The organism is Hydrogenophaga sp. A37, from assembly GCF_002001205.1.
Lineage (GTDB): Bacteria > Pseudomonadota > Gammaproteobacteria > Burkholderiales > Burkholderiaceae_C > Hydrogenophaga.
Genome location: NZ_MUNZ01000126.1, coordinates 24,930 through 39,875, shown reverse-complemented (window position 1 = coordinate 39,875; position 14,946 = coordinate 24,930). Strand labels below are relative to the sequence as shown.

Annotated in this window: 13 protein-coding genes; 4 read left to right on the top strand and 9 right to left on the bottom strand. The window is 66.2% G+C overall.

Going from position 1 to position 14,946, the window contains the following annotated elements:
* Window positions 1-200 precede the first annotated feature (200 nt).
* Window positions 201-710, top strand: a complete 510-nt coding sequence (locus B0E41_RS17205) for a DUF1993 domain-containing protein (RefSeq protein WP_077332552.1) — start codon at window positions 201-203, stop codon at window positions 708-710.
* A 94-nt stretch (window positions 711-804) separates the two neighbouring features.
* Window positions 805-1,407, top strand: coding sequence for a GSU2403 family nucleotidyltransferase fold protein (locus B0E41_RS17200; protein WP_253194954.1), 603 nt, complete (start codon window positions 805-807; stop codon window positions 1,405-1,407).
* Between the two features lie 616 nt (window positions 1,408-2,023).
* Here B0E41_RS17200 and B0E41_RS26705 read toward each other — a convergent pair.
* Entirely contained in the window at window positions 2,024-2,521 is a 498-nt protein-coding gene (locus tag B0E41_RS26705) for a hypothetical protein (protein WP_143433880.1), read from the bottom strand.
* An 848-nt stretch (window positions 2,522-3,369) separates the two neighbouring features.
* Between B0E41_RS26705 and B0E41_RS17190 the strand changes: the two genes are divergently transcribed.
* Window positions 3,370-3,699, top strand: coding sequence for a YegP family protein (locus B0E41_RS17190; RefSeq protein ID WP_077332548.1), 330 nt, complete (start codon window positions 3,370-3,372; stop codon window positions 3,697-3,699).
* A 62-nt stretch (window positions 3,700-3,761) separates the two neighbouring features.
* Here the strand turns inward: B0E41_RS17190 and B0E41_RS17185 are convergent, their stop codons facing one another.
* Window positions 3,762-4,361, bottom strand: coding sequence for a short chain dehydrogenase (locus B0E41_RS17185; RefSeq protein ID WP_077332546.1), 600 nt, complete (start codon window positions 4,359-4,361; stop codon window positions 3,762-3,764).
* A 110-nt stretch (window positions 4,362-4,471) separates the two neighbouring features.
* On the opposite strand from B0E41_RS17185, the gene B0E41_RS17180 reads away from it, so the two are divergent.
* Complete coding sequence (locus B0E41_RS17180; RefSeq protein ID WP_077332544.1) at window positions 4,472-5,365, top strand: LysR family transcriptional regulator; 894 nt, start codon at window positions 4,472-4,474, stop codon at window positions 5,363-5,365.
* 25 nt (window positions 5,366-5,390) lie between these two features.
* On the opposite strand, the gene B0E41_RS17175 is transcribed toward B0E41_RS17180, so the two are convergent.
* The 7 genes from B0E41_RS17175 to B0E41_RS17145 form a co-directional block, all read right to left on the bottom strand.
* Entirely contained in the window at window positions 5,391-6,257 is an 867-nt protein-coding gene (locus B0E41_RS17175; protein ID WP_077332542.1) for a heme-dependent oxidative N-demethylase subunit alpha family protein, read from the bottom strand.
* A 37-nt stretch (window positions 6,258-6,294) separates the two neighbouring features.
* Window positions 6,295-7,503 carry a VWA domain-containing protein gene (locus B0E41_RS17170; protein ID WP_077332540.1) on the bottom strand — a complete coding sequence of 403 codons (1,209 nt, stop codon included), beginning with the start codon at window positions 7,501-7,503 and terminating at the stop codon, window positions 6,295-6,297.
* Complete coding sequence (locus tag B0E41_RS17165; RefSeq protein ID WP_077332538.1) at window positions 7,500-9,833, bottom strand: DUF5682 family protein; 2,334 nt, start codon at window positions 9,831-9,833, stop codon at window positions 7,500-7,502. Before B0E41_RS17165 ends, B0E41_RS17170 begins: the two co-directional genes overlap by 4 nt.
* 31 nt (window positions 9,834-9,864) lie before the next feature.
* On the bottom strand, window positions 9,865-10,971 hold the full coding sequence (locus tag B0E41_RS17160) for an AAA family ATPase (protein ID WP_077332536.1): 1,107 nt from the start codon (window positions 10,969-10,971) through the stop codon (window positions 9,865-9,867).
* The gene (locus B0E41_RS17155; RefSeq protein WP_143433879.1) at window positions 10,968-12,521 is read right to left on the bottom strand and encodes a DUF5691 domain-containing protein; all 1,554 of its coding nucleotides are present in this window, start codon (window positions 12,519-12,521) and stop codon (window positions 10,968-10,970) included. The genes B0E41_RS17160 and B0E41_RS17155 overlap by 4 nt, the downstream gene beginning before the upstream one ends.
* 61 nt (window positions 12,522-12,582) lie before the next feature.
* Window positions 12,583-13,908 carry an SWIM zinc finger family protein gene (locus B0E41_RS17150; protein WP_077332532.1) on the bottom strand — a complete coding sequence of 442 codons (1,326 nt, stop codon included), beginning with the start codon at window positions 13,906-13,908 and terminating at the stop codon, window positions 12,583-12,585.
* A gap of 154 nt (window positions 13,909-14,062) precedes the next feature.
* Window positions 14,063-14,944 (bottom strand): LysR family transcriptional regulator, encoded by an 882-nt coding sequence (locus B0E41_RS17145; protein ID WP_077332530.1) that lies wholly within the window; start codon window positions 14,942-14,944, stop codon window positions 14,063-14,065.
* Window positions 14,945-14,946 lie beyond the last annotated feature (2 nt).

The following is a 14,946-nucleotide window of genomic DNA, read 5'->3' as shown; positions in this document are numbered from 1 at the left end:
GATTTGGTGGTTGGCAGGGGCGCTGCCTTGAAGGTGTGAGCACCACGCACCTGCAAGGTGAAGGCGCTCACATCAAGGGACATTCTTCTGGCCGAGCGTGGCATGGCGGTTGAGGGCTACAGTGCCGGGCTTGGCAGACCACCCTGGCTCTCCTGAGCGCGCCATCCAAAGCCCATCGTTTCCCTCCACCGGCCCCCCCAATGACCAGCCCCCTGTACACCCACTCCGTTCCCGTCTTCGTGCAAATGCTGACAGCCTTGAAGACCATCCTTTCACAGGCCAACGAACATGCCGTGACCAAGTCGATCGAGCCCGACGCCCTGTTGCAGGCCCGTTTGTTTCCGGACATGTTTCCGCTGCTCAAGCAGGTGCAGATTGCCGCCGATTTTTCGCGCGGCATCTCGGCACGGTTGGCCGGCGTGGAGGTGCCGGTCTACGACGGCCAGGAGAAAACCTTTGCCGATCTCGACACGCTGTTGACGCAGACCCTGGCCTTTCTGGACAGCGTGAATCCGGCGCAATTTGAAGGCAAGGAAACCAGCGACATCGTCTTGCGCCCGGGCACACCCAAAGAGAAAAAGCTGAGCGGCCAGACCTATCTGGCCAACTACGGTTTGCCGCAGTTCTTCTTCCACGTCACCACCGCCTATGACATCCTGCGCCACAACGGCATGGCCATAGGCAAGCGCGATTACATGGGCGCCTATTGATGGCTTCACGGTCCTGGCCAGCCTCAAGGCCGCGGCCACCACCGCTCAGCGGCTCAACAAAGCCGTGAGAGCGGGGCGCGTTCCCGCCCTGGTGGTGGACCTGCTCAACCAGCTGGAAGACAGCGGTCTCGCCCAGCATTTCACGGTAGTCGGCACACACGCGCTCTACGCCTTCGAAGCCGCGGCGAGCGTTCGCATCGTCGCTGGTGCTCTGGCCACCCAGGACGTCGATCTGTTGTGGGACGCCCGCCAGCGCGTGCGCTTCATCACCGACATCAAGCGCCTGGACAAATCCATGCTGCAGTTGCTGCAGGAGGTGGACCCCACCTTTGTGCGAAAGGACCTGCACGCCGAAACCGCCATCAATGCCAAGGGCTTCGAGGTGGATTTCCTGCGCCGCATGCAAGAGGGCGACGACCCTCACCCCTTCAAGCTGTCAGACGCAGAAGACGAGCTCTGGCCCGTCATGGCCGAAAGGGCCAAGATCCTGACCGAGGCTCCGCGCTTTTCACACGTGGTGATCGGCGCCACCGGCAAGATGGCCGTGATGCACACCATCTCCCCCGCCACCTTTGTCGAATTCAAGCGCTGGCTGGCGGACCGCCCCAACCGGGAGCCGTCCAAGCGCAGACGGGATGCGCTGCAGGCGCAGACTGTGCAGGGGCTCATGGACGAGGGCTTGCTACAAGCGTCTTGAACCGACAACCGCCTTTGAGCTACAACCTTGAGGCCCGTTCTTCCGTGGCGCATGGTTTGTATTCACCGTCGAAGACCATGATTTGATGTAAACCGCTGCCATTTCCCACTTGAAAGATTTAGGTGCCATATGAGTCCAGAGCCCCCATACACAAATGCCCTGTTCACAATTGTTGGGGCCTTGATAAGCGCCTCTGCTGGATACCTTGCAGCTCGGAGCACCTGGCGCAATCTTCAGTTCAATGAAGCGGCGGCTCGCTTTACTGAAGAATTTGTCTCAGAAATCATGGCTCTCCGAGAAGGAAGCACAGATGTCTATGGAGTCCTAACTCGTGAAGTTCTTAAGCAACATGAAAGGGCCACGGTGATTTTTGAGGCTTACCTCTCCGATTCACAACGAGAACTTCTGAGGGAGGCTTGGAGGTCCTATGCAACAGCACCAAGAACGGCTGCACCTGGAAGTATTTCAAATCGAAGGCTCGAATGTGATGCTTCACTGATGCAAATCGAAAGGTTGTTGTCGTTTGCCAAGAAAAAGTAGCAGCCCATCGCACATGCACGAAGGAAAGTCAAATACAGTCAATAAATTGGCATCTATAGTTGGACATGTGAGAGATTCATATCAGTGCTTCTCTTGGCATGGGTTCCGTATAGAACGACTCAATGTCGTCTATCGTGTAATTTCTACCTTCGATAGCGAATCTATTCAGATCGTTTTTGTACATTATTTGAATGATTCTGTTTAATGTCATGGTGGGCGACTCTTTTAGGCCGAAATTTTCTACGATAATTTGTAGGGCAACATCTTGCAGGCCGAATACTCTTCCCGATTTGATCGCATCAGATACTTTGGAGTGCGTGGATATATATTTGGAGTATGCGTGACTGACGTCAACAACACCAGATTTTTTTAGCTCTTTATAGAAATCGAAAATCAAACCGGAGTAAATCATCAACTCCTTTGATGGGCTAAGCTGCTCCTTGATTGCGTTCGGATTTTTCGTTCCGATAGGCGGGCCGCTAAAACCAGTATGCCAAGATATAAAGAGGTTAGAGACTGAATTTGCAACGAACTCGGTTTTCTTGACATGTTCAGGCTTCATGAAATCAAACATTTACTCACTCCAATCAATTAAATACTTGTTGCCGAAATCCAGCTCAGTCACATCAGCAGCATCAACCAAGCTTGGTCACACATCGAAATCTTAGGCGGTCTTGCTCAAGTCGTCATCAAGCAGCTCATCGGGATGGGCGGCACAGTCTCCGCTCTTGCACGGGCTCATTTGCTTCGTTGAGTCCACTGTCTCGCATCAAACGCTGGGCTCAGAGGTTGTCAAGACCTTCGCTATCGACCGAGAGGCCGATAGCCGGGTAAACCCCTCCATTGACACCACCCCGCGTTCCCCCGAAGGTGCAAGGCTTTCCGCCTGCCAGCCCTTCACCTGGATTCGCGCCATGCCCACCACCCTGCACCAGCACATCGCCACCGTGATGCAGGTGGCCGCCGATGGCGCGGGCGCGCAGGCGGCGGCGGGGCATGAGCAGGTGATCCGCGATTCGTGGCACCGCTGCGCGCACGGGCACCGGCTGGACCCGACCCCCATGCAGGAGGCGGTGATCCTGCCGCAAGCGCGGCTGCGGGAGCACCAGGACCAGATGGACGCGCTGCTGCAGATCGCGCGCCACGGGCTGGAGGCGCTCTACAGCAAGGTGGCGGGGCTGGGTTATGTGGTGCTGCTTGACGGACGCGCGCGGCGTGACGGTGGCCTTTTTGGGCGACCTGGTGTTCGAGCCCAGCCTGTGCAAGGCGGGCCTCTCCGCCACACGGTCAGGGCATTTGTCACGTACCGGCGCACCGGCGGTCTGATGGTTTCGCGGCGCGGGTTGCGGGGCTGTTCAACGCGAAACCCGCGACCTATCATCCGCCTGCTTCGGCACTCTTCTTTCACCAACAGGAGCGAACATGGCAGGCAGCTACGAACTGGGTTCCAACGACAAGGGGCAGTTTTCTTTTGTCTTGAAGGCGGGCAACGGCGAGGTGATCCTGCGCAGCGAGCAGTACGCCAGCAAGGCATCGGCGGAGGGTGGCATCCAGTCGGTGCAGGCCAACTGCGGCGACGACGCGCGCTACGACCGCAAGGACGCGTCCGACGGGCGCTGCTACTTCAACCTCAAGGCCACCAACCACCAGGTGATCGGCACGAGCCAGATGTACCAGGCGGCGGCGGGCCGTGATGCGGGCATCGAGTCGGTGAAGACCAACGGCAAGAGCACGACGGTCAAGGCGGTCTGAGCGGCTGAGGGTTTCAGCGCTGCTGCAAAAAAGCGACCTTCGGGTCGCTTTTTTTCGGCCGCTCACATCACGCGGTAGACCCTGCCGGTCTGCGCGCCTTCAACGCTGCGCTGGTAGGCCAGGCCCACGCGCTGCGACGGCACGGTTTCGAAGCCGGGGAAGAACGGGCCGTAGGTGGGCAGCGATTCGGTCAGCAGCGTCGGGCTGACGGCGTTGATGCGAATGCCGCGCGGCAGCTCGATCGCCGCGGCGGCCACAAAGCCCTCGATCGCCGCGTTCACCGCCGTGGCGTTGGCGCCGTTGCGGATTGGCTCGATCGCCAGCACGCCGCTGGTCAGCGTGATGGAGCCGCCGTCGTTCAGGTAGCGGTGGCCGGCCAGGGCCAGTTGCACCTGGCCGAGCAGCTTGTCTTGCAGGCCAAAGTTGAACTGCTCGGCGGTCATTTCGGTCAGCGGGCCGAAGTGCAGGTTGCCGGCGGTGCTGATGATGGCGTCGACGCGGCCCACCGCTTCCAGCAAGGCCACCAGGCTGTCCGGTTGTGACAGATCGGCGCGGTGCTGGCCGCTGCTGCGCCCGACGCTGACGATCTCGTGGCGCGAGCCCAGGGCCTGCACCGCGGCTTGTCCGATGGTGCCGCTGGCACCGATGAGAAGAATCTTCATGGCTGTTTCCTGTTCTGTGGAAGTGGAGAAGCCGCCATTGTTTGCCTAACACTTCATGGCATAAAGTAGCAAACTCTTCTCACACTACAAACCATTGGTTAGGAATACGCATGGACAAGCTGCGCAGCATGGAGGTGATGGTGGCCGTGGTCGACGCGGGCAGCTTCGCGGCGGCGGCGAGCCGGCTGGAGATCTCGGCGGTGATGGTGGGCAAGCACATCCAGCAGCTGGAAGCCCATCTGGGCGCCCGCTTGCTCCAGCGCAGCACGCGCCGCCACAGCCTCACCGAAGTGGGCGCCGCGTTCTACGAAGACTGCAAGCGTGTGCTGGAGCAGGTGCGCTGGGCCGAGTCGGCGGTGGAGCGCAGCCGCGCGGCGCCCCAGGGGCTGTTGCGGGTGAGCGCGCCGGTCACGCTGGGCAGCCACACCATCGCACCGCTGGTGGCGCAGTTCCTGTTGCGTTATCCGAAGGTGCGTGTGGACCTGCAGCTCACCGACGGCGTGGCCGATCTGGCCGGCGAGGGCATTGACGCGGCCGTGCGCATCGGCCGCGTCGCCGATGAAAGCCTGGTCGCCCGGCCGCTGCGGCCCTACCGCATGGTGATCGCCGCCGCGCCGGCCTACCTGCAGCGCCATGGGGAACCGCAGAGTGCGGCCGATTTGGCGCGGCATGTCTGCCTGAGCCATTCGGTCTGGCAGCGCCGCACCGAGTGGACGCTACACGAAGGCACACAGTCGTATCAGTGGCCCGAGCAGGCCCGCCTGACCTGCAACCACGGCGACGGCCTGCGCCGCGCCGCGCTGGCCGGGCTCGGCCTGGTGATGCAACCCGAGGTGCTGCTGGCAGACGACCTGGCCAGTGGTGCGTTGGTGCCTGTGTTGCAGGGGTGTTCGCCGCCGGCCCGGCCGGTGCACCTGGTGTACGCGTCCGACCGCCGCCAGTTGCCCAAGCTGAGCCGCTTCGTGACCCACGTGCTGCGCGCGATCGGGCTGCCGCCGCATTGACGCGCCGGCGCTCGTGGCCTGCGGTTCAGGGCCCGAGGGCAACGAGTTCGGCGCACAGCCGTTCGCGCACCGCCACCATGCCGCGGTAGGCGACCACGGCGTCGCTCATCGAGGTCAGCGCTTCGGCCAGTTGCGTGGCGCGCCCGGGCTCGACAGCCAGCGCTTCGGCAAGCGGGCACACCATCACGCGGATGAAAAACACGCCGCGCCGCAGCGCCGGCAACGGCAGCGTGGTCTGGCGCTCGACGCGGTAGAACACCTGGTCGATCAACCGCTGCCCCGAAGCGTCGGCCTGCAACACCGCGTCTTCCCAGCGTGTGCGGCGGGTCTCGGGGTGTTGCGGCAGGTCGCCGCTGGGCGTGAGCAGCCAGACGTGGCGCAGCATGCTGGCCTGGCGAAAGGCCATGTCGATGATCGCCTGGCCGCCCGCCTGCAGCAGCGCATTGTCGGCCACCGGCGCATGGATGGCGGCGAAGTCGAGGCCGAGCTTTTCCGCAGGCGCCCAGTTGGAGGGGAAACTCACCGAGAGGAAGCGCGTGCGCATGCCGTCGGGTTCGTCGTGCAGGATCACGAAGTCTTCCTGCAAACCCACGGCCAACGCATCGGCTTCGGGCTTGAGAGGGACGCCGGTCTGCGCCTTGTAGGTGTCGGCGATGGCCTGCAACACGGCCGGATCGGCCTCGCCGATCTGGCCACGCGCACGGTGCTGCTGCAGCGACACGCGTTTGTGTTCGGCGTAGGCGGCAGCCTGCGGATCGCGCACGAACAGCGGCGGCGCTGCATCCCGCATGTCGTGCGCAGCAGCCAGGCGCGCGAGACCCGGGCGCATGCGGAACGGGCTGCTCACGGCCCAGGGGACTTGGGGTGCAGGGGTCTGGACCACGGTGACCATGCCTGGGGTTCTGATGGAGGCGCAGCGGACGCGAGCGTCAGCGCATTTTCGGGCTCGTGACCATGCCTTGTGTGGCGGCCCAGGCGTGGATGTCGTCTCGGCGGATGGCGGCGGCCATCAGGCCCGGGAAGGCATCGGGTGTGCAGGCGAAACTGGGCACGCCCAAGGCCGCGAGCTTGGCGGCCAGGGCGTGGTCGTAGCTGGGCGCACCTTCGTCGCTGAGCGCGAGCAGGGTGATGAACTGCACACCGCTTTCCACCAGCTCATTGGCCCGGCGCAGCAGTTGCGCCTCTACCCCGCCTTCGTACAGATCGGAGATCAGCACCATGATGGTGTTGCGGGGCTCGCGGATGATGCTCTGGCAGTAGGAGACGGCGCCGTTGATGTCGGTGCCGCCGCCGAGCTGTACGCCGAACAGCAGCTCGACCGGATCGTCCAGCTGGTCGCTCAGGTCGACCACGGCGGTGTCGAACACCACCAGCTTGGTGGACACCGCGGGCAACGAGGCCATCACAGCGCCGAAGATGCTGGAGTAGACGACCGAGGCGGCCATTGAGCCGCTCTGGTCGATGCAGAGGATCACCTCGCGCTGAGGCCGGCGCGCTTTGCGGCCATAGCCGTGCAGGGTTTGCGGCACGATGGTGCGGTAGTCGGGCTGCCAGTGCCGCAGGTTGGCGCGGATGGTGCGGTTCCAGTCGATTTCGCTGTGGCGCGGGCGCCGGTTGCGTTGGCTGCGGTCGAGCGCGCCGCTGACGGCCGAGCGCATGGGTTCTTCGAGCTTGGACAGCAGCGCGTCCACCACGCTGCGCACCACCATGCGCGCGGTGTCCCGTGTCTTGGCCGGGATCACTTTCGACAGTGCGATCAGGTTGGCGACCAGGTGCACGTCGGGCTGCATGCTCTTGAGCATTTCGGGCTGGAGCAGCATGTCGCGCATGTTCAGGCGCTCCAGCGCGTCGCGTTGCATGACCTGCACCACCTGGCCGGGGAAGTACTTGCGGATGTCGCCGAGCCAGCGCGCCACGCTGGGCGCCGACGCCTCACGACCACCCCGGCGGTCCCTTGCACCCAGGCCGCCGGGGCCGGCGGGGTCGTACAAGGCGGAGAGCGCCTGGTCCATTTCTTTGAGCTCACCAGAGAGCGTGCCGCAGGCCTCGTCGGCCTCGCGCCCGAGCACCAGGCGCCAGCGGCGCAGGCGCTGGGCGTCGGGAACCGGCGATGCGTCGGAGGGGTTGTTCTCGTTCATCCATTGAGTCCCATCAGTTGGCGCAACAAGGGCAGCGGTTGCAGGGCGCGGGCCAGCTCCCAATCGCTGTGCGCAGCGGACACGGGCACGGCCAACACACCTTGGCTGGCACGTTGAGCAAGGTCGTGCCGTTCGCTGGAGCCGAAGGCGCTGAAGCTGCGGCGCACCAGCGGCAACACACCCAGGAAATGGTCTTCGCTCAGCGAGGCGAGCCAGGCGTCGAGCAGTCCCCACACGGTGGCGTCGTGCAACAGCACGGTGGCGTTGCGGTTGAGGAAGCCGTCGAGCCAGGCCGCCGCCTGCGCGGGGTCGGCGCCGCGCGAAAGATGCAGCGACATGGCCTGTGCCGCGTCGTCGTTGCCGCAGACACCGGCTTCGAGCAGCAGACGCAGGCACAGGCCCTGCAGCAGCGGGTGCACGCCCGCCGCCTCGGCCAGTTGGCGCAGCGCGCGCTGCCACGCGCCGGTCTGTTCGGCGCTGTCGCGCAGGCCGATGGCCTTGTGCGCCGCGAGCACGCTCTCGCGCAAGGTGTTGGCGGCGTTCTCGTCCAGCGCCATCGCCGCCAGCGGCAGGCTGATGGCCGCACGCAGGATGAGGCCGTCGAGCACCTGCGCCACCAGCGCCGCGTCGGTGCCGCGCACGTTGCCGTAGCGGAACACATTGGCCAGCGGCGGCAAGGCGGTCAGGAGCTGTGCGGCGTCGCCGGTCAATGCGGCACGGTCTTGCAGCGCCCGCGTGGCGGCGTTCACCGCCGTTTGCAGATCGGCCAGCAGGGCGTTGTCGACCACCTGGGCCAGTTCGGCCAGGCTGTGCAACCCGGCGCAGCGGTCCACCGTTTGGGCGGACGCGGCTTGTGCGATGGTCTGCCCCCAGCGGCTGGCTTCGATGACGCGCAAGGCGAACTCGGGCTGCCATTGCAGCGTCCAGATTTCGTGAAAGCTGCCGCGGGCCGAGCGCCCCACAGTGGCAATGTGCCCCCAGGGAATGTCCATCAGGCTCAGGCGGTGCAGCAACTGGCTGCGCGCGAGATCGTTGGGCTGGCGCAGGTCGAGGTCGAGCGTCTTTTGCAGGGCCTCGGGTTTGAGGCGCAGCGATTTCTGGGCCTGTTCCAGGTCGCGTTGCAGCGGCACGGTGGGCACGCTCGCGGGCACCGTGCCCAGGCGGTCACCGACCAGCAACTCGTCGCGGATGAAGCTCAACACCGCGTCGTCGCCCATGGCGAACACGGAGCGGGTGGCCTCCTGCAACTCTTCCAGGCTGGGGGCGGGGCGCCCGCGCAGCGCAGCGAGGGCTTCGGCCAGGCGGGTGGCTTCAATCAAATGGGCCGAGGAGCAGTCCAGGTCGCGCGCACGCATCAGCCGTGCGATGCGCGCCAGCCAGCCGGCGGCGCGCTCCAAGGGTGCGCCCTGGCTGCGCCAGAGGTGCTCGTACCAGCCGGGTGAGTGGATGCCGGCGCCGTAGCCGCTGGCGCGCGTGAGGTGGCGGTAGCTCCAGGGCACCCAGGTGGCCTGCACCTTGAGCTTGGGAAGTCCCTTGAGCAAGGCAGCGTCGTCCCGCGCCTTGACCTCGGCCTGCAGCCCGGCCAGGTGCCAGGCCCCACAGACCACCGCGATGCGCTCAAACCCCTCTTTCTGCGCCGCGCGGATGCACTGGCGCATGTGGGCCTCGCGCAGCTTTTCACGCTGCGCTTCGTCGGCGCTGCGCACCGGATCGCCGAGCTCTTGGCGCAAGGCGATCATGGCTTCGCTGATGGCCGGAAAGATGGACTCGGCCGCGCCGCGCTCCTCCACCAGCTGGTTCCACCAGGCTTCGCCGTCGTCATAACCGGCGGCGCGGGCGAGCCAGCTCAGTGGATCATGGTTGGCCGCGGCGTCGGCTTCGTCAGGGGCCAGGCCCTCTGCGGGGTCGGCCGCTTCACTCGCAGCGGGATCGTCGCCTTGGACCTCGTCAAGCCCGCTGACCGGTTCGCTCTGGGCGGCCAGGGCCGCCGCGTCCTTGCGCGCCTTGTCCAGCCCGAAGTCGTTCGCGCGCGGCAGATCGATGAAGCGCAGCGGCACCCCGGCGCGCGCGGCCCACTGCAGGGCCTGCCATTCGGGAGAAAACTCGGCGAAGGGGTGGTAGACCGCAAAACCGGGTTCTTCGGGGCAGTAGCTCAGCAGCGCCACCGGCGTCTGCATGCCGTCGGCGATGGCCAACGGCACCAGCGCGTCGGCCTCGGGCGGCCCTTCCACCAGCACGCAGTCGGGCTGCAAGGCGAACAGCGCGTCGCGCAGGCTGCGCGCGCAGCCGGGGCCGTGGTGACGCACACCGAAATAGTGCAAGGCGCTCATCGGGGATGCGGTCAAAAGGGTCGCACGCGGTTCACGCCTGGTCCCGGAACGCGCGGTACAGGTCCTTCCAGTCGCTGCGCTCCTTGACCACGGCCTCCAGGTACTCATTCCAGACCACGGCGTCCTGCACCGGATCCTTGACGATGGCGCCGATCAGGCCCGAGGCCATGTCGTGCGGTCGCAGCACGCCGTCACCAAAGTGGCCGGCCAGCGCCATGCCGTTGTTGATGACCGAGATCACCTCGGCGGTGGACAGGGTGGCGCTGGGCGACTTGAGCTGGGTCTTGCCGTCTTCGGTCTTGCCGTTGCGCAGCTCGCGGAAGATCTGCACGATGCGCCGCACCTCCTTGAGCGCGGGCGGTTCGGCGGGCAACTGCAGCGCACGGCCCATGTCGGCCACGCGCCTGACCACGATGCTCACCTCTTCCTCTTCGCTCGCGGGCACCGGCAGCACCACGGTGTTGAAGCGCCTCTTGAGTGCGGAGGACAGCTCGTTCACCCCCTTGTCACGGTTGTTGGCGGTGGCAATGACCGAGAAGCCGCGCACCGCCTGCACTTCGCTGCCGAGCTCGGGGATCGGCAGGGTTTTTTCGGAGAGCACGGTGATCAGGCTGTCCTGCACGTCGGCCGGGATGCGGGTGAGCTCTTCGACGCGCGCGATTTTTCCCAGGCGCATGGCGTTCATCAGCGGGCTGGGCACCAGCGCCTTGTCGGACGGACCGTGGGCCAGCAACTGGGCGTAGTTCCAACCGTAGCGCAACTGCTCCTCGCTGGTGCCGGCCGTGCCCTGGATCAGCAGCGTGGAGTCGCCGCTGATGGCCGCCGCCAGGTGTTCCGACACCCAGGACTTGGCCGTGCCCGGCACGCCGTAAAGCAGCAGGCCGCGGTCGGTGGCGAGCGTGGCCACGGCCACCTCCATCAGCCGTTCGTTGCCGATGTACTTGGGGCTGAGCTCGAAACCGTTGTCGAGCCGACCGCCCATGAGGTAGCGCACCACGGCCCAAGGTGAGAGCGCCCAGTTCTCAGGGCGGGTGCGCTGGTCCTGGCGCGCCAGCTCGGCGAGCTCTTCGGCGAACTGCTGTTCGGCGTGTTGCCGCATCACGGCGTCGGCGGGGGTGGTGGATGGGGAGGTGTTCATCGAACGTCTTTCAATGCGTCACGCGTGGCAACGGTCTGCGCCACAACGTGCATGAGTTCGGCCATGGCCGGGGTTTCTTCGGTGTTGCGGGGCAGCGCACTCAGGGCCGGCAGCGCCGTGGCATCGACGATGCAGCACAGATCGGGCAAGTGGCTGCGCAGCACCCATGATGGGTTGGCATTGGGTTCGGCCAGGCGGGCGTCGATCCAGGCCACGAGTCGATTGGACAGATCGGGCGCCAGCCTCGCAAAAGCCCGCTCCGGCCGCAGTGGGAAAGCCGCGACCATTTCCGGCAGCAAGGCCTCGACCGCCGAACCCCCGCTGTGCAGCAGACGCTCCCAGCGTTTGTCGCGCGCGGTGGGTGACAACAGGGGCAACAGGCGGGCGATGTCCAGTCCTTTGCCCGCAGCGGGCAGCGCATGAACAAAGGCGTCGGCCCATGCGGGGTCGGGCGTGGCCAGCAGCACCTCGAACCAGGCGCGGACAAGGGCCTGGCTCCAGTCGCCTTTGGCGCTCCAGGTCAGCAGTTCCGCGGGCACCATGCCGGTGTGCTCGCCCCACCACGTGAGCGGGACCTGGCTCGCCAGTTGGTACAACCACCAGGCGCGCTCGCCCAGGCTGTCGTGTTTGGGTTTTTCTGCCTCCACCTGATCGCCGGCCCAGTCGGCCGCCACAGCGGTGGGTGCTTCGATGCTCCAGTGCTTGCGGATCAGTCCACGCTGCTGCACGACCAGGGGCGCGAGCCGCGCCATCGCGCGCTGCGGGTGGGCCGCCTCTGGCAGGCGCAGCAGCAGACGCAGCGCGAGCTGGCGCACCTCACGGCCGCGGTCGCTGGCGCGTAAGCGTTCGAGCAGGGGCTCGTCCTGAATCGAAAGCCCCACGTCCAGCGCCTGAACCAGCTCGACGCGCTCACGCACCGCCAGCTCGGGCAGGGCAGCGCTCAGCCGCTCACGCGCCACCTCGGGCGCACGGCGACGCTCGTGGCGCAAGAAGGCGCAGCGCTGTTCGAGGCTGCCTTCCAGCCACAGGATTTCGTCGGCCTCGTCGGTGGTCTGCACGCCCACGGCGTGCTTCCAGTCTTCGCGCTGAGGGGCCAACCAGAACCCGGTGGCGCCGAGCACCGGCGCCAGCCAAGGCCGCAAGACCGTGGCCCGCCTGCTGGCATCCAGGGCGGTGGGCAGCAGTTGCGCCGGCAAGCGAAGCCCTCGCTCGGCCAAGCTCGCCAGGCACTCGCCAGCGAGCCGCACCGGCCCCTGCTCCAGCGCCCATCCCATCAGGCCCACAAGGCGTTTGTCCTCCAGCGGCGGCAGTGTTTCGACACCGGCACCGGGCCGAGGCCCCGCCAACCCGGGTTGCCCCAAAACGCCCGCCAGCCGGCAGGTGGTCAACACCCCTGCGGCACGCAGCAGGCCCGTGGCAGGGTGTGGAGCGCCGGTGGTCGCCGCGTCGATCAGGGCGCCGTGCTCGCCCGGCCAGATGGGCCAGGCACCGGCATGGCGGTCTGTGCCTACCAGCGCCATGGGCAGCAACGGAGTCAACACACCGCTCATCGAGCAACCTCCGCTCTTCGAGCTGCGGTGCGAGCTTGCTTGAGGCGGCCCGGCGCTGCGCTCATAACAAGCTCCTGATCCAGAGCGGCGCCGCTTCGCCATCGCGCCAGGCGCTCATGGGTGAAAAGGCCTGGCCATCCCATTCGCCGGCAAGGTTCAGCGCCCTGCCGCCGCTGTGCGCGAGCAGTTGCCAGCCAAAGGCCTCGTCGATGCGCATGCCCAGGCTGCGGCCTTGCACGACGCAGCACCATCCGAGGGCGGTGCGCTCGGGCGTGGCGTCGAGCAGCACCAGCGGGTGCAGCCCCACCCAAGGCGAGGCGGCCATGCGTTGGGTGATGCGGTCCCACGCCTGCGCCAACGGCTCCACCGGCCAGACCGCCGCACCGCCCAGCTGCGGCCCCTCGCACAGCGCGCGCAAAGGCGCCGCGCCGGGGAAAAAGTGCATGGTCGCTTCAGCGCTGCTCGCGCCCACCCAGAGCTGCTCGAAACCGCGTCCGCCGTAGGCGTGGTCCAGCAGCAAGGCCTGCCGCTGGCTCTGTTGCCCGTGCACCCACACACGTCGCTCGGTCAGCTTGGCGTCGCGCATCTCCTGCACCACACCCAGCACCGTCCAGCGATCGGTGACGGCATCGCCGTGCGCGAGGACGCCGTCCTTGTCCAATGGCCATCCAGCCACCTGGCGCAAATCGGCCTGCACCGCCTCGGGCAGGCTGGCGCGGCGTTGCAAGCCGTCACAAGCCAGTTGCAGCAAGCCCAGGCGATGCAACACCTGCTCGGGCCAGTCCGCGCCCTGGCGAACCCGCTCGGCAGCCTGGAGCAGGCGCTGCCCGAGACCCGGCGCCTGTGCATCCACCGTGCGGGCGGCCATGGCCTGCCACCCTTTGACCGTGTCGTCGTCCACCGCGCCCAGACCATGCGCCAGCTGATCGGCCATCCAGCGCTGCAGGTCCTGGGCGGCGCCTTCGATGCGATCCCAGCGCTGGGCCTCACGTTTCGCAACGCTTTTCGGGTCGGGCGGTGGGGCCTCGGCCTTCTGGGCTTCGCGCTCCTCTTTTTTCTTGTCCTTTTGTTCGCGCGAGGCGAGCCACTCGTCCACCCAGGCGGGCCTTGCCGTCTTGAAGCGGCTGGCGTCGTCCACCTTCAGGAGCAACAGCGCGAGCCCGTGCTTGCAGGGAAACTTTCGGCTCGGGCAAGAGCAACGGAAGGCCGGCCCCGACAGATCGACCTGGGTCTGATAGGGCTTGGACCCGCTGCCCTGGCACTCGCCCCACACCGCCGCTTCGTCGGCACCCAGCGCAGGCCATTTGGCAGGAGCCACCAGCCCCCGCGCAGCCTTGACGGAAGCTTCATCGGGTGCGAGCGCGAGGACGGAAGCCGTGTCTTGCATCAAAACACACCCATCAGCGGCCGCCCACCGGATCGCCCCAGGGCGCCGCTGGGGGTGCCTGAAGGCAGCTCCCTATGACCGCTGATGGCCCATCCCCGAGTAACTTTTGTAACCATGCAAAAGATTCTAAGGTTGGGCAGGCATCGCCTACCGGTCACACCGCCGCCAGCAGCTTCTGCACCAGCGGGTGCTGCACCTTGCGCGCGGTGCCGATGGCGAAGAAGTGTTCCTGCACGCCTTCACAGGGCGCGAACCACTTCAAGCCATAGCCCCGCGAGAGCGTTTCGCGCATGCGCTCGGAGGCGGGGAACACGCCCATGCCCGAGGAGCCGAAGGTGGCGAGCAGCGCGCTGTCTTCGAACTCACCCACCACGTTGGGCACCACGCCCTGCTGCTCGAACCACTGGTCGATGCGCATGCGCACCGAGGCGTGCGAACTCGGCAACAACACCGGCACCTGGGCCAGGCTGTGGGGGAAATCGGCGCTCGCCTGCGCAAGCCATTCCTTGGGCGCGTACCAGCCCAGCGGCGAGGAGCCCATGGCGTGGCTGTAGAGCTTGAGGTTGGGGTTGGCGGGCGCGGGCCGGTCGGAGAGCACCACGTCGAGCCGGTGCAGCGCGAGCGCGGCGAGCAGGTCGTCGAAATCGTCTTCGTGGCAGACCAGGCGCAAGCGCGGCTCTTCGAGCGCAGGCGCCAGCAGCTCGCGCACCGCGAGCTTGGCCAGGCCGTCGGAGATGCCGACGACGAGCCGCACCGTGCTCTGGCTGGTGGCGTCGCGCACGGCGGTGTGCAGGTGTTCGCCGAGGTGAAAGATCTGCTCAGCCACCTGCAGCGCCGCGTGGCCGGCGTCGGTGAGCGCGAGGCCGCGCCCGGCCGGCTTGAACAGCGCGTGGCCCAGCGACTGCTCCAGCAGGCGCACCTGCGCGCTGATGGTCTGCACCGCCATGCCCAGCCGCGCGGCGGCGTGCGACATGCCGCCCTCCTTGGCCGTGACCCAGAAGTAGTAGAGGTGCTTGTAGTTGAGTTCCTGGTTCATTC